The 19,322-nt window shown below is 38.1% G+C and carries 12 protein-coding genes; 8 read left to right on the top strand and 4 right to left on the bottom strand.

Translation table 11 applies throughout. From position 1 onward, the window contains the following. Positions 1 to 24 precede the first annotated feature (24 nt). The 4 genes from AC3QL1_RS17195 to AC3QL1_RS17180 are packed head-to-tail and all read right to left on the bottom strand — an operon-like array spanning position 25 to position 10,095. On the bottom strand, positions 25 to 885 hold the full coding sequence (locus AC3QL1_RS17195) for a porin family protein (protein WP_492493298.1): 861 nt from the start codon (positions 883 to 885) through the stop codon (positions 25 to 27). Positions 886 to 937: 52 nt separating this feature from the next. Beyond that, a complete protein-coding gene (locus AC3QL1_RS17190; protein WP_492493296.1) occupies positions 938 to 8,308 on the bottom strand; it encodes a T9SS type A sorting domain-containing protein in 7,371 nt (2,456 codons plus the stop codon). Positions 8,309 to 8,323: 15 nt separating this feature from the next. Beyond that, on the bottom strand, positions 8,324 to 9,460 hold the full coding sequence (locus tag AC3QL1_RS17185) for an ABC transporter substrate-binding protein (protein ID WP_492493294.1): 1,137 nt from the start codon (positions 9,458 to 9,460) through the stop codon (positions 8,324 to 8,326). A 50-nt stretch (positions 9,461 to 9,510) separates the two neighbouring features. Continuing rightward, entirely contained in the window at positions 9,511 to 10,095 is a 585-nt protein-coding gene (locus AC3QL1_RS17180) for a phage tail protein (RefSeq protein WP_492493293.1), read from the bottom strand. 524 nt (positions 10,096 to 10,619) lie between these two features. On the opposite strand from AC3QL1_RS17180, the gene AC3QL1_RS17175 reads away from it, so the two are divergent. From AC3QL1_RS17175 to AC3QL1_RS17140, 8 genes are all read left to right on the top strand, one after another. Continuing rightward, positions 10,620 to 11,846: a PQQ-dependent sugar dehydrogenase gene (locus tag AC3QL1_RS17175; protein ID WP_492493291.1), complete on the top strand. Its 1,227-nt coding sequence runs from the start codon at positions 10,620 to 10,622 to the stop codon at positions 11,844 to 11,846. 221 nt (positions 11,847 to 12,067) lie between these two features. After that, positions 12,068 to 12,283 (top strand): hypothetical protein, encoded by a 216-nt coding sequence (locus AC3QL1_RS17170; protein ID WP_492493290.1) that lies wholly within the window; start codon positions 12,068 to 12,070, stop codon positions 12,281 to 12,283. 192 nt (positions 12,284 to 12,475) lie between these two features. Next, on the top strand, positions 12,476 to 12,961 hold the full coding sequence (locus AC3QL1_RS17165) for a (2Fe-2S)-binding protein (protein WP_492493288.1): 486 nt from the start codon (positions 12,476 to 12,478) through the stop codon (positions 12,959 to 12,961). Then, the gene (locus tag AC3QL1_RS17160; protein WP_492493287.1) at positions 12,954 to 13,973 is read left to right on the top strand and encodes an FAD binding domain-containing protein; all 1,020 of its coding nucleotides are present in this window, start codon (positions 12,954 to 12,956) and stop codon (positions 13,971 to 13,973) included. The genes AC3QL1_RS17165 and AC3QL1_RS17160 overlap by 8 nt, the downstream gene beginning before the upstream one ends. 141 nt (positions 13,974 to 14,114) lie before the next feature. Continuing rightward, positions 14,115 to 16,352: a xanthine dehydrogenase family protein molybdopterin-binding subunit gene (locus tag AC3QL1_RS17155; RefSeq protein ID WP_492493285.1), complete on the top strand. Its 2,238-nt coding sequence runs from the start codon at positions 14,115 to 14,117 to the stop codon at positions 16,350 to 16,352. Positions 16,353 to 16,384: 32 nt separating this feature from the next. Beyond that, entirely contained in the window at positions 16,385 to 16,909 is a 525-nt protein-coding gene (locus AC3QL1_RS17150) for a PPC domain-containing DNA-binding protein (RefSeq protein ID WP_492493283.1), read from the top strand. Between the two features lie 648 nt (positions 16,910 to 17,557). Next, a complete protein-coding gene (gene metN, locus AC3QL1_RS17145) occupies positions 17,558 to 18,589 on the top strand; it encodes a methionine ABC transporter ATP-binding protein MetN (protein WP_492493282.1) in 1,032 nt (343 codons plus the stop codon). Further along, positions 18,582 to 19,235: a methionine ABC transporter permease MetI gene (locus AC3QL1_RS17140; RefSeq protein ID WP_492493281.1), complete on the top strand. Its 654-nt coding sequence runs from the start codon at positions 18,582 to 18,584 to the stop codon at positions 19,233 to 19,235. Before metN ends, AC3QL1_RS17140 begins: the two co-directional genes overlap by 8 nt. The last annotated feature ends 87 nt before the right edge of the window (positions 19,236 to 19,322 follow it).

Raw genomic sequence — 19,322 nt, 5'->3', positions numbered from 1 at the left:
CTTTATTAATTAACTAAATTACAATTAATGCAAAGCAAATCGTAATTTAAGACCATACGAAACTAATCGTATATCGTTTGTATATGGAGTTTCCAATACACTGTTGTATTTAAATTGTACAGGCAATTCTGCATTGTACTGAACAAGATTTTTATCGTTGTTTTTATCATAGATATTGTTTAATCCATAATCTAAATAAACGCCAATATAAATCCAGCTTTTGCCGGCTATTTTTTGTTTTAAACCCGTTTCAAAAGTAGCAGAATAAGAGACATCCGTATCAATATCCTGTTTGCCTACTTTAATATTATCTGTGCTGGCAAAACCGGCAAATGCAGGACTAAATAATTCGACATTATATTGTGGATAATAGCCGCTTGTAGTCAGGTTTTGTATTTTAGTTTCATAGCTTCCGCTAATGGCAAAACCAACTTTAAATCCTCCGGCAAGATATAATTTTGATGTTCCCGGAGTTTCAAACTGAAGCACAAGAGGAACATTGATATAGCCCAGTTTTTGTTCTTCTCTTAAATTCGTTGCTTTATATCTAAATTGAAAGTTCTCATCTTCGGCATCTGTGGTCATGTATTGTCCTGCCAGATATCCAAATTTTCCATCGGTATTGTAGGTTTGATATTCAGCTCCAATTCCGATACTTAAACCTTCGTTGAGGTAATACGAATAACGAATTCCGGCATTAATACCATTTCCGGTCTGTACTTCTCCGGCGGAGTGATATTTCAGAAATGAAAACGGACCACCAACAGCTATCGATATTTCATGTTTGCTTTCCTGAGGGTAACTATCCTGACCATAACTATTGAGGCAAATAATAATAAGTGCCGCAAGGGTAGTTAATGATTTTATATGTGTATATTTTTTCATTTTAAAGTTATATTAGCCAGTACCATTTTGATCTGGTACTGGCGGGTTTTATTTATTTTACAATTACTTTGAATGATTTTTTGATGTTACCAGATTCAAGAACAACAAGGTACATACTGCCCTCTGTAGTTTCAGGTAATTGTATTTCAGTTAATACTGAAGATGAACGAACTGTTTTAACCAATTGTCCTGAAACAGAATACAAACTAATTTGCATGTTTTGTAAATCTTCTGCAGGGAAATCAGCTTCTACGGTAAGTACTTTTCCAACTTGTACCGGGTTAGGATAAAGTTTTGCAGTTAGTGAATTTTGCAGTGTAATTGCAGAATCACAAGTCTGAAGCACTTTTCCGTCTTTGGTAGTCATTTTTACACTATAAACAGCAGTTGGATCTAATATATTATTGGTATCGTTTCCTGCAGTATAATATTGACCGGTTCCTATCAATTGACCGTTTTTAAACCATTGGTATGCTACAAACTCGTAACCGCCATTTGTTTGCGGATTATTGTTTACAAGCAAGACATTGTTGAATTTCTGTTTCACAATATCATAGAAACCAAATGGTTTTTCTATGTTGATTGTGTAGTTAGTCGTTGTAGTTCCATCTTCTGAAGTAACGGTAACGTTTTGCGTATAAATTCCAGGTTTTGGCGGCGCAATTGTAAAATTGGCAGATGGCGTAATGGTCGCATTTGTGTTATTCAAAATAGCGATATTAACATTAGTTTGTCCACATGGCATTACGTATGTGATATTTTTTGCAGGATTATTATAAACCTGACCTCCAATAGTGATACTTGTAACGCTTACGTCATTGTTTTTGATTACCAAAATTTGAGAAACATCAGCAGCAGGTAAATAATTAGCATCACCATCCTGATGCGCTGTAATTACCAATTGTCCAGATCTAATCATACTTACCAAACCGCCGGAAGTAACGCTTGCCGGAGGAAGTGCAGATGTATATGTAAATGTGTAACGTATTGGTAAACCTGAATTTGAAAAGGCATCTAAGTTAAAGTTGTTGTTCACTCCAAGCGTTTTTGGTGGTAAAGCAGCAAAAGTAATTAGCTGTGCAGCTTTTTTGATTTCAAGTTGAGCAGTAAGCGTAATTGGTGAACAATTTGGCGAACTTGCAGCTGGTGAAACCGTTGCTGTAACGGTATAAAGACCTGCATTTGTAGCTCCGTTTACTGTTCCTGTTGATGGAGTAGTAGCATACACTACGCTTGCTCCTGCAGGAAGATTAGCCACATTTATAGTACGTACAGTTCCGTTATAAGTAAAATCGGAATTTGCAAAAGTTACCTGATTTAAAGGAGACGCCGTTACGCTAATGTTTTGCTGTTGTGTTGCAGTATTTCCGCTGGCATCAACATAAGACCATGTAATTACATAATTTCCAACAGTTGTATACGTTAAAGGATCTGTTGTTGTAGCAGTTATGATTCCGCTGCAATTATCAGTTGCTGTTGGTATTGCAATTTCTGCCGGTAAAACAGCACAATAATTCGTAATTGCAGGGAGATTTGTTACATTAGGTACAGGTGCTGTTACATCCGGAATTACTGTTATAGTTACCGTTTTTGTTAAAGTACAGCTGTTATCATCTGTAATAAGTACAGAATAAGTTCCTGCAGCAAGTCCTGTTGCTGTTGCAGCAGTTCCGCCAGAAGGTGACCATGCATAAGTATAAGATCCGGTTCCGCCTGTTACATTTACAGTAGCCGATGCATCGCTTTGTCCATTACAAGAAACATTTACTTGAGATGTTGTTGCAGCAAGTACAGCCAGTTCTGTTATTGTAAAACTTTGTGTAGTCTGACACAAGTTAACGTCTGAAATTGTTACGGTGTAAGTTCCGGCAGCTAAACCTGATGCAGTTGCAGCAGTTCCTCCGGCAGGAGACCAAACATACGTATATGCTCCGGTTCCGCCAGTTACGTTTACAGTTGCAGATCCGTTAGAACCTCCGTTACAAGAAACATTTGTTTGAGACGGTGTAACAGCCAAAGGAGTTGGTTCTGTTATTGTAAAACTTTGTGTTGTTGCACATAAGTTAGCGTCTTTTATTGTTACAGTATAAGTTCCTGCAGCAAGTCCTGATGCTGTTGCAGCAGTTCCGCCAGAAGGTGACCAAGAGTAAGTATATGCTCCGGTTCCGCCAGTTACGGCTACAGAAGCAGATCCGTTAGAACCTCCATTACAAGAAACATTTGTTTGAGATGGTGTAACTACTATCGCAGTTGGTTCTGTAATTGTAAAGTTTTTTACAATCGAACATCCATTTGAAGAAGTTATCGTTACAGCATAATTACCTGCTGTAAGTCCGGTAGCGGTATCAGCATTTCCTCCTGAAGGAGACCAAGAATAAGTAAAAGGTCCCGGAGCTCCTGCTGGTACTACAGTTGCAGCTCCTGTATTTGAACCATTACATAAAACATCAGTTTGAGATGTAGTTGCCACTAAAGTATTTATGGTAGTGATTACAAAGTTTTTAACGATTGAACATCCATTAGCATCTGTAATCGTAGCCGTGTAATTTCCTGCCAATAATCCTGTTACTACTTGCGTTGTTTCTCCGTTAGACCATAAATAAGTATAAGGTGTTGTTCCTCCGCTTGGCGTAACGGCTGCTTGTCCGCCAACAATACAGGTTGCATTTACCTGAGCAGTTGTCGCCGTTAATGTAGCAGGCTGATTAATGGTGAAGTTTTTAGTTAAAGAACAACCAACAGCATCTGTAATTAATACGGAATAATTTCCTACTGATAATCCTGTTGCTGTATTGGCAGTTCCGCCAGAAGGTGACCAAAGATAAGTATAACCTCCATTTCCTCCTGAAACGCTTACTGATGCAGTTCCGTTAGCTTGTCCATTACAAAGTACATCGGTTTTTGATGTCGTTGCTGCTAAAACTGCAGGTTCGCCAATAGTAACAGTTGCCGTAGTTTGACATGTATTGCCATCTGAAACAGTTACTGTATAAGTTCCTGCAGCAAGTCCTGTTGCTGTTGCAGCAGTTCCGCCAGATGGTGACCAGGAATATGTGTAACCCGGTGTTCCTCCTGATACGGTTACAGTTGCTGTACCATTAGTACCTCCATTACAGGAAACATCAGTCTTAGAAGTTGTAGCGGAAAGTAATGTCGGAGTCAAAATAGTAACATTTTTAACCAACGTACATCCGTTTGCATCTGTAATTGTAACTGTATAATTTCCTGCCGGTCTTCCCGTAACAGTTGCTGTTGTACCGCCTAATGGAGCCCATAGATAAGTATATCCTGGTGTTCCTCCTGAAACCGTTACAATTGCTGAACCATTTGATCCTCCAAAACAGCTAACACCAACTGATGCTGTAGTAGCACTCAAAATAGCAGCTGGCTGAGTAATGGTAAAACTTTGTGTTGTCTGACATAAGTTGGCATCTTTTACGGTTACCGTATAAGTTCCTGCCGTAAGTACTGATGCTGTTGCAGCAGTTCCTCCAGAAGGTGACCATGCGTAGGTATAAGCTCCGGTTCCTCCGGTTACATTTACCGTTGCAGATCCTGTAGCATCTCCGCGACATCCAATGTTAGTTTGTGCTAAAGGTGTTGCTGTTAATGCATTTGGCTGAACAATAGTAAAACTTGTTGTAGTTTGACAGGTATTAGCATCGCTAATGGTTACTGTATAAGTTCCTGCAGTAAGTCCTGTTGCTGTTGCAGCAGTTCCTCCAGAAGGTGACCATGAGTAAGTATAAGCACCAGTTCCGCCTGTTACGTTTACCGTTGCAGATCCTGTTGCAGCACCATTACACAATACATCTGTTTGTGAAGTTGTCAAAGAAAATGCAGCTGGCTCATTAATTGTAAAACTTTGAGTTGTCTGGCAAGTGTTGGCATCTGTAACAGTAACTGTATAAGTTCCTGCTGCAAGTCCGCTTGCTGTTGCGCCTGTACCACCAGTTGGTGACCATGCATAAGTATATGGAAATGTTCCTCCGGTTGTTATAACAGTTGCAGATCCGTTTGATCCTCCGTTACAGCTCACATTGTTTATCGTTCCTTGTGATGCTGCCAATACAGGTGGTTGTCCAACTGTAATGCCATTTACCAATTTTGTGCATGAGTTTGCATCTGTAATGGTTACACTATACGTTCCGGCTGCAAGTCCTGTTATTGTTTGAGTTGTAGCACCGTTTGACCATAAATAAGTATAGCCTGCAGTTCCACCTGATGGAGTAATTGTAGCTGTACCATTAGATCCTCCATTGCAGGAAACATTTGTTATCGAAGGAGTTCCGTTAAGAACAGCAGGTTGTCCAACTGTAATACCCGTTATTGTTTTTGTACAAGAGTTAGCATCTGTAATTGTTACGCTGTAAGTTCCTGCCAAAAGCCCTGTTGCAGAAGCTGTTGTGGCCCCGTTTGACCATAAATAAGTATAAGAAGGTGTTCCTCCTGTTGCCAGAATAGTTGCTGTACCATTAGCCCCCCCGTTACAAGAAACATTTGTTACCGAAGGAGTTCCGTTAAGAGCCACTGCGGGTTGTCCAACTATAATACCTGCTATTGTTTTTGAACAGGCATTAGCATCTGTAATGGTTACACTATATGTTCCGGCAGCAAGTCCAGTAGCTGTTGCTCCCGTACCTCCGGAGGGTGACCATGAATAAGTATATCCCGGAGTACCTCCTGATGCAGTAACAGTTGCTGTACCATTACTTCCTGCATTACAGGAAACATTTGTTACATTGACAGTTCCATCAAGGGCAACAGCAGGCTGACCTACTATAATGCCGGTTATTGTTCTTGGACAACCGTTAGCATCAGTAATTAATACGCTGTACGATCCTGCCACAAGTCCTGTTATTGTTTGAGTTGTAGCACCATTCGACCATAAATAAGTATATCCGGGAGTTCCGCCTGACGGAACAATAGTTGCTGTGCCGTTAGAACCTCCATTACAGGAAACATTTGTTACTGAAGGAGTTCCGTTAATAGCCGCTGCCGGTTGTCCAACAATTATATTGCTTATTGTTCTTGTACAAGAATTTGCATCTGTAATGGTTACACTATACGTTCCTGCTGAAATTCCTGTTATTATTTGAGTTGTAGCTCCGTTAGACCATAAATAAGTATATCCCGGAGTTCCGCCTGATGGAAGAACGCCAGCTGCACCGTTATTTCCTCCATTACACGAAACATTTGCCACAGAAGGTGCTCCGTTAAGTGCTGTAGGCTGCCCTACTATAATTCCCGTAATATTTCTTGTACAAGAGTTAGCATCGGTAATCAATACGCTATAAGTTCCTGCCAAAAGCCCTGTAGCAGTAGCTGTTGTAGCTCCGTTTGACCATAAATAAGTATATCCGGGAGTTCCGCCTGACGGAACAATAGTTGCTGTACCATTAGCCCCTCCATTACAGGAAACATTTGTTACCGAAGGAGTTCCGTTAAGAGCCACTGCTGGTTGTCCAATTATAATACCTGCTATTGTTTTTGTACAGGCATTAGCATCTGTAATGGTTACACTATATGTTCCGGCTGCAAGTCCAGTAGCTGTTGCTGCTGTACCTCCGGATGGTGACCATGAATAAGTATATCCCGGAGTGCCTCCTGATGCAGTAACAGTTGCTGTACCATTAGTTCCCGCATTACAGGAAACATTTGTTACATTGACAGTTCCATCCAGGGCAACAGCAGGCTGACCTACTATAATGCCGGTTATTGTTCTTGGACAACCGTTAGCATCAGTAATTAATACGCTGTACGTTCCTGCCACAAGTCCTGTTATTGTTTGAGTTGTAGCTCCCGTAGACCATAAATAAGTATATCCGGGAGTTCCGCCTGACGGAACAATAGTTGCTGTACCATTAGAACCTCCGTTACAGGAAACATTTGTTACCGAAGGAGTTCCGTTTAGAGCAACAGCTGGTTGTCCAACAATTATATTGCTTATCGTTCTTGTACAAGAATTTGCATCTGTAATTGTTACGCTATACGTTCCTGCTAAAAGTCCTGTTGCAGAAGCTGTTGTAGCTCCGTTTGACCATAAATAAGTATATCCGGGAGTACCTCCGGATGCATTAATAGTGGCCGTACCATTAGATCCTCCATTACAGGAAACATTTGTTACCGATGGAATTCCGTTTAATACAGGAGGCTGTGTTATTGTAAAATTTCTTGTAATTTGTGTTGATTCACCATCGGTAATTGTTACCGTATAAGAGCCAGCGCTAAGTCCTGTTGCTGTTGCTCCAGTGCCTCCTGATGGCGACCATGAATACATATAAGGAGTTGCACCTCCAGTTGCCACAACAGAAGCAGTTCCGTTAAATCCTCCGTTACAGCTCACATTAGTCTGTGAGATTGATGAGGTACCCAAAGCAGTTCCTGTATTAAATGTTAAATCACTTCCATAATTAGTACCTCCGCTATTTGTTGCATAAGCTCTAAAATGAATAGTTGTGGCAGCAGGAAGTCCTGTAACTGTACCAGTAAATGTTCCGGTACCGGTTCCTATTTGAACTTTAGTATTTGCAGTTGTTGGGTTAGCCGTTGTAGCCCAAACAATTCCTCTTTCTATAGTTGCATCACCACCATCTGCGGTTACATTTCCGCCTAATGTTGCTGAAACTGCCTTAACGTTTGTAGCGGCGGTAGTTGAAACAGTTGGTGCTACTGCGGCGGTAATAGCAGGAGTAGGGTAACTTACCGGAGTTATTGTGTAATTGACAGACACATCATGTATCCAGTTTCCAGGCGTATTGATGATTGCCATGATATCGGCAGCACTTCCTGTCAGCGTACCATTAAATTTACTATTTGCAATTTCAGGACCTGGTGCCGGAAATAAAGAAATACAATTTAAACCATTCGTTAATCCTAATGGCAGGGCACTTCCTGGACCTCCGCTTGTAGTTGAAAGATTCCATGTCGTGGTTGCATCATAATCAGCAGAATTATAATCCCCGTGAATACCTGCAATAAAAGTAGGCAGGTTTGGTAAAATTGGTAAAACTCCACTTGCTGACTGGTAAGCCAAAATCTGGTCACCTGCTGAAAGATTAAAACCGGTGGTAAAACCAGTTGCATACCCAATACCCGATGTTCCGGTTACAGTAAATACATCGGCAGCTGTTTCCATTACTGAAACAACAGTTCCTATTGGAGTCAGAGAAGGTACAATCCATTGTAAATGTGTTTCAGTACTTCCAGCTACCCAGGTTCCGCTACCCCAGCCACGTTCCGTAAAAAAGATTACCGTTCCTGCCGGTATTTCTTTCAGGGTAATAAAAGAAAAACCATCCAAAGGACTGGTATTGTACCCAATAAAAGCTATATCGCCCGCTGCTAAAGTCTGTGACTTTGCATTTTGATGCACAAAAAATGTGCACAAGAGCATAATGAATAAGAGTAATTTTTTTTTCATAACATACAATTTAGTTTAGTGACATAGATAAGCGTTCTGCCAGCCGCCCAATTGATCTGGCTTTGTAAAAGACGTAAAGGCCTTAATAAATTGTCCATCATTTTGTAATGTTTCAATTTTTCTAAAGCCTATATTATTATTAGAATCCAGATTTAATTCATAGATGTAATAATCATAGATGGTTCGGTTTGTATCTTGATCAAATCGGATAGTTCCTCTGGGTCCGTTAATATTTAATTTTTCAATTTCCTTAATTAAAAAATTCACATTAAGATTACTGTTTGCCTGAAGAAGTGTGTGTTTTAATATCAATCCGTTTTCATAACCCAGAATAGAAAATATTGACGGATTCTCTGCGTATTTATTTTTGTACTCAGCAATAAAATCGGCAGTTTCTGTATCATCTTGCATCCAGGAACTTACCACATAAAGTTCATGAGGTTCCTTTTTATAATCTTCCAAAATTTTATCATTGATAAAAAAAGGGGTAACATAAAAAGGATACTTTTGAGCAATTCTGTTTTGTTTTATAAAACCGGCGTTTTCCTCAGCATATAGACCACTGTAAAAAGCAAAAACGGCATCAGGTTCCAGATTGTTAATAACCTGATCCATATATAACGACTCATCTTCTCTTGGAATAAACGGAGTAATATAATGTCCTGAAAAATTAGCTTTTTCCTGAAAAGAATATTCAATGGCCGAAAGCATGCCGTAACCAACATCATAAAAAGAACTGGATGTTGCAATTTTCTGATATTTTTTGCGTGCCAGATAACCACCCAGATGATAACAGGATTCGGTTAATCCAAACGAATTAATGTAAACTCCTTTTGGTGTTATCGTATCATATGGTACTGTTGCCCCAAGGTCTGCCGCTAATAATAAAATATCATTATTTGAAGCATAATTATAAACTTCTGTTATATTATAATGACCAAAAAAGCCAATGATAATTGATACTTCTTCCTGAAAATTTAATTTTTGAATTTTATCAATTATCATTTTCTCATCTGAGCCAATACCAATACTTTCTACAAAAAATTTCACCTTGAGATCATTAAGTTTTAAGCCTCGCATAAAATCTTTATCCAGTGTGGCATACTGTTGTGATTTTGGAATCAGAATTCCTACTTTGATATCATTATCCATAAAATAAGATTAAAAAAACAGAGGTAATTATTACCTCTGTTTTGTATTTATTAGTTTCTGGAAGGAAAAACACCTTCTAAGCAAATGCTTGTATAAATACCTAAATATGGATTTCTTATACCAAATGCTTGGTTTCCACCTGCAATACCATTAGTTGCAGATCCTGTTCCGGTTGTCGTTACTCCTTTTACAGTAGTATTTGTACCACCTGGTTCACTGTAAATATTTGCTGTAGAACCGCCACTTGCAAAAGAATTAGCTCCATTATCAGTTTCATTAGTTACTGTGCCGCCAGTTATAGCTGTAACAGTTGTAGAAAGGTTTAGAGTTATTGGAGAAATAGCATGTGTATGAGAAGGCATATTGTTTATTGTTAAAATAGTAGTTTCAGCTCCTCCAATTTCACCATACCCAATAGTGCTTAAACCTGGTCCTTGTCCAGGGTGTACAACACTTCTTCCTCTTAAATCAGGCAAACCAAACGTATTTTGACCATTACCTCCAAAGGTTGTTCCCAGCAATGCAAAAAGCGCCGAGTTTTGAGCTATTGACATAATTTGTCCGTTACAAAATTGCCAGCCTCTTGGTGGATAACTGAATGCAAATGCTTTAATGGTTCCAATGTATTCTTCCATAATTTTAATCGTATTAGATAGTTAATAAATTTTTGTTTTTGGTTTTGTCACTTTGTTTTTATAAAAGAAATATAAAATGACAGTTTTTTAGTATAATGCTAAATTACTGTATATAAGCTTTTTAAAATCAGGTATAAATACCTGATTTTAAAAACAAAAACGTTAAGGTCTTAATTACTAAAACGATAGGCTTTTTATATGCTTTAATCCTGATATCTCTTATAAACCAAAAATATATATCACACCCGCGGCAGGAGAAAAATATGTTACCAAACGGGATTTTCTTGTCACCAAATTGGTTTTTGATGTTAGGGAAAGATTTTGAGCATTTAACTTTAATTTTTATTACAAAATTGATTTAGAGAACAATTAATTCTATAAATCCTGCGTTAAATTATGTAAGATTTTTTATTCAGAATTTAAGAAATTTGAGATCAGTAAAAAATGAAGTAAAATTCTTATTCTTTTAGAATTTCATATATAAGTCTATAAACCTTTATTTAATTTTTAAACTCCCAAATACCATGAAAAATTTCTATTACATTGCTATTTTGTCAGGAGCGTTATTAGCGTTCACAAGTTGTTCAAATGACGACAAAACTCCAGACACTGATCCGGGAACGATTACAAATCCCGTAGAAACAAATGCACCCAATACTACTTATACACCTGCTTTTACAGGACAAACACGTATAAATGGAGTACAGACCAATACCGCTTATGAAGGAAAAATTATTACTTCAACTCTTACTGCTCCATGGGGAGTAAAAAGTTTACCTGATGGCAGATTATTAGTTACTGAAAAAGGCGGAACCTTTAGAATTGTAACCAAAGAAGGAGTAGTGAGCGCTGCGATTACCGGAGCTCCTGCTGTAAATGCTGCAGGACAAGGAGGTTTATTAGGCCTGGTTCTGGATCCTGAGTTTACTACCAACAGAATGATTTACTGGGTTTTCTCAGAAGCTTCAACAGGAGGTAACCAAACCTCAGTTGCAAAAGGAAGATTATCCAATGATGAAAAAACAATAGAAGGCGCAACGGTAATTTATCGTGCAAATCCGGCAAATCCAAGTACACTTCATTATGGAGGAAGAATTCTTTTTGATAAAACAGGAAATCTTGTTGTAAGTACCGGAGAACGTTCTGTATTAGAGACAAGACCTTTGGCACAATCTTTTACGGCAGGTCTTGGAAAAGTGATCAGAATAACAAAAGACGGTCAGCCGGCTTCTGGAAATCCTACTTTTAGTGGTGGCGGATTACCTGAATTATATTCTATCGGACATAGAAATCCGCAAGGATTGGCACTTCATCCGGTTACGGGAGAAGTTTGGGAGAGCGAACACGGACCACGTGGAGGTGACGAAATTAACCGCATTAAAGCAGGTTCTAACTACGGATGGCCAACAATTACATACGGAATCGAATATAGCGGTGAAAAAGTTGGAGCAGGAATTCAAAAACAAGATGGTTTAGAACAACCTGTTTATTACTGGGATCCGGTTGTATCACCAAGTGGTATGACTTTCTATACCGGAAATCGTGTACCGGAATGGGAAAATAATCTATTTATAGGTTCACTAAGCGCAACACATATTATACGTCTTGCCATAAGAGACAATAAAGTAATTGGTGAAGAAAGATTGCTTGCCAGCGAAGGTCAGAGATTTAGAGACATCACTCAAGGAACTGACGGAGCTTTATATGCCGTTACTGATGGCGGAAGACTTTACAGAATCGATAAGAAATAATATAAAGAAGATTCGCGATTTTTATATAAACATGACAAAAGGTGCAGTAATATGCACCTTTTTTTATTTTATAATTTATTCAATTAGGATTATTTTATTATAATTAATTTAAAATTAGAGTCTTAGGTGTTTTATTTTGTAAGTATTGGAAATAATTATGTAAGACTTTATGCAACCTAAAAGCTAAATTTGATTATTAGTATTAATAAAAACCTATTATTATGAAAACACTTATCAAATCCAAAATTGCTTTGCTTCTTATTTTAGCAGGTCTTTCATTTTCTTGTAAAAAAAATGATACTGTACCGGCAGAAACAACTTACGATTCTACAGACACTACCGTTGATAGTATAAACGCAACAGTAGATACAACAACAACGGTTGCGCCAGACACAACGTCTGTGAGAAAAGACTCAGCAACAGCAACACCGAAGTAGACAAAAAATACTAAAGAAAATAGATTACATTTTTAATCTATACATTGATTCAAGTTACTTTAAATGTTAATTATTGATTCAAGAAAAGCCTGTAGTTTTAATACTGCAGGCTTTGTTTAAATACACGCTTTTCGAAATTAATTTCAGCTGTATTTGATTTGTTATCAGGTTTTTATAATAATGATAATTCCCATGAACATGAATAAAACTCACGCTATACAATTAAAGGTAAACGGCAAACAATATGATATAGCACTTTTACCGTGGACATCTTTGCTCGACACCTTACGCGAACAGCTTCATCTTACAGGTACAAAAAAAGGATGCGATCACGGACAATGCGGTGCCTGTACCGTTATTGTTGATGGAAAACGTGTATTAAGCTGTCTCACATTATCTGTAATGAAAGACGGTTCTGAAATTACGACAATCGAAGGAATTGCTGATGGAGAAAACCTGCACCCAATGCAAAAAGCATTTATAGAAAATGATGCTTTTCAATGTGGATATTGCACGCCTGGGCAAATTTGCAGCGCTATTGGAATGCTAAAAGAAGGCAAAGCCAACACCAAAGAAGAAGTCAAAGAATTAATGAGCGGAAATCTTTGCAGATGCGGTGCTAATAAAGGTATAATAGAAGCCATTATGCAGGTGAAGGAAGGAGGTTATCATGAATAATTTTTCTTATACAAAAGCAGAAAACGCAGCGCATGCAATCGCTGAAATTAACGGAGACATTCGGAATAAGATTGTGGCGGGAGGAACCAATATCAATGACCTTCTGAAATATTTTATTACCAAAGCCGATAAATTGGTAGATATCAATTCCCTTACAGAAAATAATTCCATACTTCGTCTTGACGATGGCGGAATCCGTTTAGGAGCTTTACATACCAACGCAGATACGGCCTACGATCCCATTATAGAAGAACGCTATCCGTTATTATCAAAAGCGATATTAGCCGGAGCATCAGCACAAATCAGGAATATGGCAACCAATGGCGGTAATCTTCTCCAGAGAACAAGATGTTATTATTTCTATGATATTAACACGCCTTGCAATAAACGCGATCCCGGTTCAGGATGTTCAGCAATTACGGGCTATAATCGTATTCACGCGATATTAGGACAAAGCGATAATTGTATTGCCGTTTTTCCATCTGATATGTGTGTGGCTTTGGCGGCTTTAAACGCAACCGTAAATATTACAGGTCCGGATGGAGATCGTGTTTTGGCTTTCGCCGAATTTCACCGACTGCCCGGAGACACGCCCAATATTGATAATAACCTTAAACACGGCGAAGTCATCACCAGTATCGATCTTCCCCAAAAGGGATTTGAAAAAAACTATTCGTATTTAAAATTGCGCGACAGAAGTTCATATTCCTTTGCACTCGTTTCTGTAGCCACCGCTTTTGATCTTCAAAATGATAAAATAAAAGAAGCCAGAATAGCACTTGGTGGTGTTGCGCACAAACCATGGCGCGTTACAGAAGCCGAAGATTTTTTGAAAGACAAAGAACCCAATCGTGATAATTTTTTGGCTGCAGCCGAAATAATTCTGCATGGCGCAAAAGGCTACGAACATAATACTTTCAAAATTGAATTAGCAAAAAGAGCAATTGTACGCAATTGCCTTATGGCACTAAATCCGGAAACACAACGTCCGGGCGCAAAACCATCATTATAAATCAACCATGTAATTTATTGAAAGCTTAAACAAACACATAGTTATGTTTGTTTAAACAAATGAAATGCTTTTTAACCACAAACATGAACTATGTTTCTATGTGTTAAAAATTAGTACATAAGTTAATTAAAAACGCAAAAAATGACAAAATTACCCTCCATAGGAAAACCAATAAGCCGTTTAGAAGGTCATTTGAAAGTAACCGGAACCGCAAAATATGCCGGAGAATATCAGGCACAGGATTTATTGTACGGTTATGTCGTAAACAGCACGATAACCAAAGGTAAAATTAAGGCCATTGATACTTCAGATGCAAAAGCATTAGAAGGCGTAATTGAAGTTTTTACACATGAAAACCGACCATCAACTGCCTGGTTTGATTTTCAATATGCCGATATGGACGCGCCGCCCGGAACGGTTTTTAAACCATTAAAAGACAATGAAATAAAATACAACGGCCAGCCCATTGCATTAGTAGTAGCCGAAACTTTTGAAATGGCGAGATATGCCGCAACCAAAGTAAAATTAGCTTACGCAGAAGAAGAATTCGAAACAGATCTAAAAGCAAATATTAGCAAAGCCAGAAAACCCAAAAAAGGTCTGGCGTCGATGCTAAAACCGCCTCCGCCAAAACCAACAGGAAATTTTGAAGAAGCCTGGCAAAATTCGTTTGTTCAGAGTTCAGGCGAATTTTACCACGGAACAGAACATCATAACCCGATGGAAATGTTTGCAACAACTGTTTTATACGAAGGCAAAAACAAATTAAAAATATACGATAAAACGCAAGGCACGATCAATTCTCAAATGTATGTCGCGAATGTTTTTGGTTTAAAAATGAAAAACGTTCAGGTGATAGCGCCCTTTGTTGGCGGCGCTTTTGGTTCAGGGCTTCGTCCGCAATACCAGCTTTTTATGGCTGTTATGGCGTCACTTCAATTAAAACGAAATGTTCGCGTGACTTTAGACCGTGCGCAAATGTTTACTTTCGGTCACAGACCGCCAACTTTACAGGTGACTAAATTTGGTGCCGATGAAAACGGAAAAGTAAATGCAATCTATCACAACGCAATTGGCGAAACCTCGCAATTTGAAGACTATGTAGAAACAGTCGTCAACTGGGCCAATATGATTTATCCTGCCGAAAATACTTTATTAGAACATAAATTAGTTCCGTTAGATGTGTATTCGCCGCTTGATATGCGTGCGCCTGGTGGAAGTACCGGAATGCATGCGATCGAAATCACAATGGATGAACTGGCGTATAAATTAAAAATAGATCCGCTTGAATTGCGTTTAATCAATTACTCGGACATTGATAAAAGCACCGACAAGGAATATTCCAGTAAAGAACTGAGAGAATGTTATCTGAAAGGAGCCGAAAAATTTGGCTGGAGCCAAAGAAGTCCGGAAACCCGAAGCATGAAACGCGGCAACAAATTAGTGGGTTACGGAATGGCAACCGGAATTTGGGAAGCCAACAGAATTCTCGCGCGAGCCCAGGCCATTATGAAAAGCGATGGAAAAGTAGAAATCAAAAGTGCCGTAACCGATATTGGTACCGGAACTTTGACCGTCATGACTCAAATTGCCGCAGACGAATTAGGACTTCCTATTGAGGATATTACCTTTTCTTATGCCGATAGTAAAATGCCTTTTGCGCCCATACAAGGCGGTTCATTTACCGTTGCAACTGTTGGTCCGGCAGTAAAAGCGGCTTGTAAAGCTTTGAACGAAAAGCTGTTTACAAAAGCAAAATACATGGATAATTCTGTTTTAAGTGAAGCCAGATTTGACGATATTCTTTTTAGTGATGGTTTTTTACAGCTTAAAAATAATCTGGATGTTAAAATTAGCCTTCAAGAGATTTTTGAAGCAAACAGTAATCTGGAAATTAAAACGACCAATACCGCAATGCCCAATCCGTTGAAACACAGAAATAAGGCCAGAGCCGCGCACAGTGCTGTTTTTGTTGAGGTTGAAGTCGATGAGGAATTAGGAATAATACAAGTCAAAAGAGCGGTAACAGCAGTTGCAGCCGGAAAAATTATAAATCCGAAAACAGCCGAAAGCCAGATTTTGGGCGGAATGATTTGGGGAATCAGTAAAGCACTACACGAAGAAGCCATTCTGGATCATCAATTTGGAAAATACATGAACGCTAATTTAGCCGAATATCATATTCCCGTTCAAGCCGATATTCATGATTTAGAAGTTATTTTTGTGGAAGAAAAAGACCATGTTGTAAATGATCTGGGTGTAAAAGGAGTAGGCGAAATTGGTATTGTGGGAATGCCTCCCGCAATTGCAAATGCCATCTTTCATGCCACAGGAAAACGCATCAACGATTTACCAATTCATTTTGACAAACTATTATAAATCTGCAAATTGATCCACTTAAATTATATAAAATGAAGATAGAAGTTAAAAAAATAATATTCACAATACTATGTAGTATGGCACTTATTACAGCACACGCACAAGAAAAAGTAAACACCGAAAAATGCCGTTATATCAAAACAGCTTACGGTTATTTGATGGTTTTAAGAGAAGGCGATGACGTTCTGGTCCACATTGAAAATTTGGCAAAGGAAAAACAAATTCCTTCGGCAAACTTTACCGGAATTGGTTTTGCGAGCGAGGCAACTTTTGGTTTTTATGATTTTGATGCCAAGAAATTCAATCCCAAAACTTTCAATAAAGTCGAAATGGGAAATTTAACCGGTTCAATTGCCTGGAAAGAAGGAAAACCATCGCTTCATATTCACGGCATAGCAACCGATGATAAATTTAACGCTTACGGCGGACATATTCTCGGCTTAAAAGTAGGAACCGGTTCGATGGAAATCTATATTACAACCCATACCGAAAAATTAGAACGCAAACTCGAGCAGCCTTTAGGCGCCAACGTATTGCAATTAAACTGTAACCAATAATTATATTGTAAACCTTAAAATTATTTTGTTAAATAATTAGCAAAAACTACTCTTTTGCTTAATTAGTCTATTATATTGATAGGGTTTAAAAAGTTTTGAGTTTTTATGCATTTTAATTCAAATTAACTCTTTAAATTTGCCGCAGCAATGAAAAACAAGATCCAGAATATGAAGTATTATAATAGCAGCATGATGATGTGCTGTGGCGTTGTAATGCAATAAAATATCTGGCTTTATATAAAGAAAAATAACATGATTATTAAGAAAGCCTTTCCAGTCGTCGAAAGGTTTTTTTGCTTTAAAGAATAAAGATTTTACCGCAAAGCACGCTAAGTTTTTTAAATTAAGCAGTTTTACATAAACACAAAGTTCGCAAAGCTTTGTGTTTAATTAGCTTAGTGAACTTTGTGTTTTCTCAACCTACTGTTAAATAAAATCTTAGCGTTCTCTGTGGTTAGATGATAATGATTTTTACCGCGGAGAACGCAAAGTTTTTTTAAATTAAGCAGTGCTTACATAAATACAAAGTTCACAAAGCTTTGTATTGACAAAGCTTAGCGAACTTTGTGTTTTCTAAACATAATGTGAGATAAAATCTTAGCGTTCTCTGCGGTTAAACAACAATGCAAATTAATTTGAATTAAAATAATGATTGAATTAAAAAATGTTACCAAAACGTTTCATCAGAAAAACAGGGTTGTAACTGCTTTATCTAATGTTTCACTTAAAGTTCCGCCCGGAAAAATATTTGGAGTAATTGGTACTTCGGGAGCAGGAAAAAGCACCTTAATACGATGTGTCAATTTATTGGAAAGACCAACTTCCGGAGAAATTATCGTAGACGGAAAATCCCTGATGCAGGTGTCAAATGCTCAGCTGGCTATTGAAAGAAGACAGATCGGAATGATATTTCAGCATTTCAATTTGCTTTCATCGCGTACTGTTTTTGAAAATGTCGCTTTTCCATTAGAATTAGTCGGAAAATCAAAATCAGAAATAGAAATCCGCGTTCTCGAATTGCTGCAATTGGTAGGTTTAAGAGAAAAAGCAAATGATTATCCTGCAAGTCTTTCCGGAGGACAAAAACAAAGAGTTGCCATTGCAAGAACTTTGGCAAACAACCCAAAAGTACTTTTGTGCGATGAAGCTACAAGCGCACTGGATCCGGCAACGACAAGATCTATACTTGAATTATTGAAAGACATTAACCGTCGTTTAAATATTACTGTTTTGCTAATTACACACCAGATGGAAGTCGTAAAATCAATTTGCGATGAGGTTGCCGTAATCAGTCACGGAGAATTAATAGAGCAGGGAAGTGTAGGCGAAATTTTTGCCGATCCGAAACACGAACTGACAAAAGAATTTATTGCTTCGTCTTTGCATCTTGACGTTCCTTCGGTTTATCAGGATAAATTGCAAAAAGAAGATAACGGAACTTTAAACCCGTTATTAAGACTTGAAATGACCGGAAAATCAGTAAATGAACCTGTTATTTCAGAAGTTTCAAGATTATTCGATACCGATTTCAAAATTATTTCTGCCCAAATGGATCAGGCGGGAGAAGTTAATTTTGGCGTTATGTTGATCGAATTATCCGGAAAACGTGAAAATTACCAAGCCGCAATCGAATATTTTATTTCCAAACATATTAAAACAGAAATCATAGGTTATGTCTGAATCCATTATTAAATTATTATTAAACGGAACCTGGGAAACCATCGTGATGACATTTGTGTCGGGCTTTTTTGGTTTTGCTTTAGGACTTCCAACAGGAATTTTACTTTTCCTTACCCGAAAAAATCAAATATTAGAACAGCCCGTTTTAAACAGAACTTTATCTGTTTTGGTTAATATTTTCCGTTCTATTCCATTTATCATTTTAATCGTCTGGATGATTCCGTTTACCAGAGCACTTGTAGGAACTTCTATTGGCGTAAGCGCAGCATTAGTTCCGTTAAGTATTGGCGCAGCACCTTTTATCGCACGACTTGTAGAAAACAGTTTACTGGGTTTGCCTTCAGGACTTATAGAAGCAGCAAGAGCCTTGGGTGCAACGCCTTTTCAAATTGTATACAAAGTATTGCTTCCGGAAGCGTTGCCATCGTTAATAAACGCAGCATCTATTACTTTAATTACCCTTGTAGGTTATTCTGCAATGGGCGGAGCAGTTGGTGCAGGCGGTTTAGGACAAGTGGGGTATCAATACGGATATATTGGTTATGATGCCGTGACAATGAACTCCGTTTTGGCTTTGCTTGTTATTTTGGTATTCCTGATTCAGTTTGCGGGCGATACATTATCAAAACGATTTGATCATAGATAATACTTTGAGATTTTACCGCAAAGTGCGCAAAGTTTTTTTTGAATACGCTAAGTTTTGTGAAAAAGATAAGTTCGCAAAGCTTTGAGA

This window comes from Flavobacterium sp. GW823-FHT04A11, from assembly GCF_058796535.1.
Note: the sequence above shows the minus strand (reverse complement) of the source record. Positions and strands in the feature narration are given on the sequence as shown.

Excerpts from the sequence above, each read along its gene's own strand:
- AC3QL1_RS17180 (WP_492493293.1), bottom strand. The coding sequence starts at position 10,095 with ATGGAAGAATACATTGGAACCATTAAAGCATTTGCATTCAGTTATCCA.
- AC3QL1_RS17170 (WP_492493290.1), top strand. The coding sequence starts at position 12,068 with ATGAAAACACTTATCAAATCCAAAATTGCTTTGCTTCTTATTTTAGCA.
- AC3QL1_RS17140 (WP_492493281.1), top strand. The coding sequence starts at position 18,582 with ATGTCTGAATCCATTATTAAATTATTATTAAACGGAACCTGGGAAACC.
- AC3QL1_RS17155 (WP_492493285.1), top strand. The coding sequence starts at position 14,115 with ATGACAAAATTACCCTCCATAGGAAAACCAATAAGCCGTTTAGAAGGT.
- AC3QL1_RS17190 (WP_492493296.1), bottom strand. The coding sequence starts at position 8,308 with ATGAAAAAAAAATTACTCTTATTCATTATGCTCTTGTGCACATTTTTT.
- AC3QL1_RS17150 (WP_492493283.1), top strand. The coding sequence starts at position 16,385 with ATGAAGATAGAAGTTAAAAAAATAATATTCACAATACTATGTAGTATG.
- metN (WP_492493282.1), top strand. The coding sequence starts at position 17,558 with ATGATTGAATTAAAAAATGTTACCAAAACGTTTCATCAGAAAAACAGG.
- AC3QL1_RS17185 (WP_492493294.1), bottom strand. The coding sequence starts at position 9,460 with ATGGATAATGATATCAAAGTAGGAATTCTGATTCCAAAATCACAACAG.
- AC3QL1_RS17165 (WP_492493288.1), top strand. The coding sequence starts at position 12,476 with ATGAACATGAATAAAACTCACGCTATACAATTAAAGGTAAACGGCAAA.
- AC3QL1_RS17175 (WP_492493291.1), top strand. The coding sequence starts at position 10,620 with ATGAAAAATTTCTATTACATTGCTATTTTGTCAGGAGCGTTATTAGCG.
- AC3QL1_RS17195 (WP_492493298.1), bottom strand. The coding sequence starts at position 885 with ATGAAAAAATATACACATATAAAATCATTAACTACCCTTGCGGCACTT.
- AC3QL1_RS17160 (WP_492493287.1), top strand. The coding sequence starts at position 12,954 with ATGAATAATTTTTCTTATACAAAAGCAGAAAACGCAGCGCATGCAATC.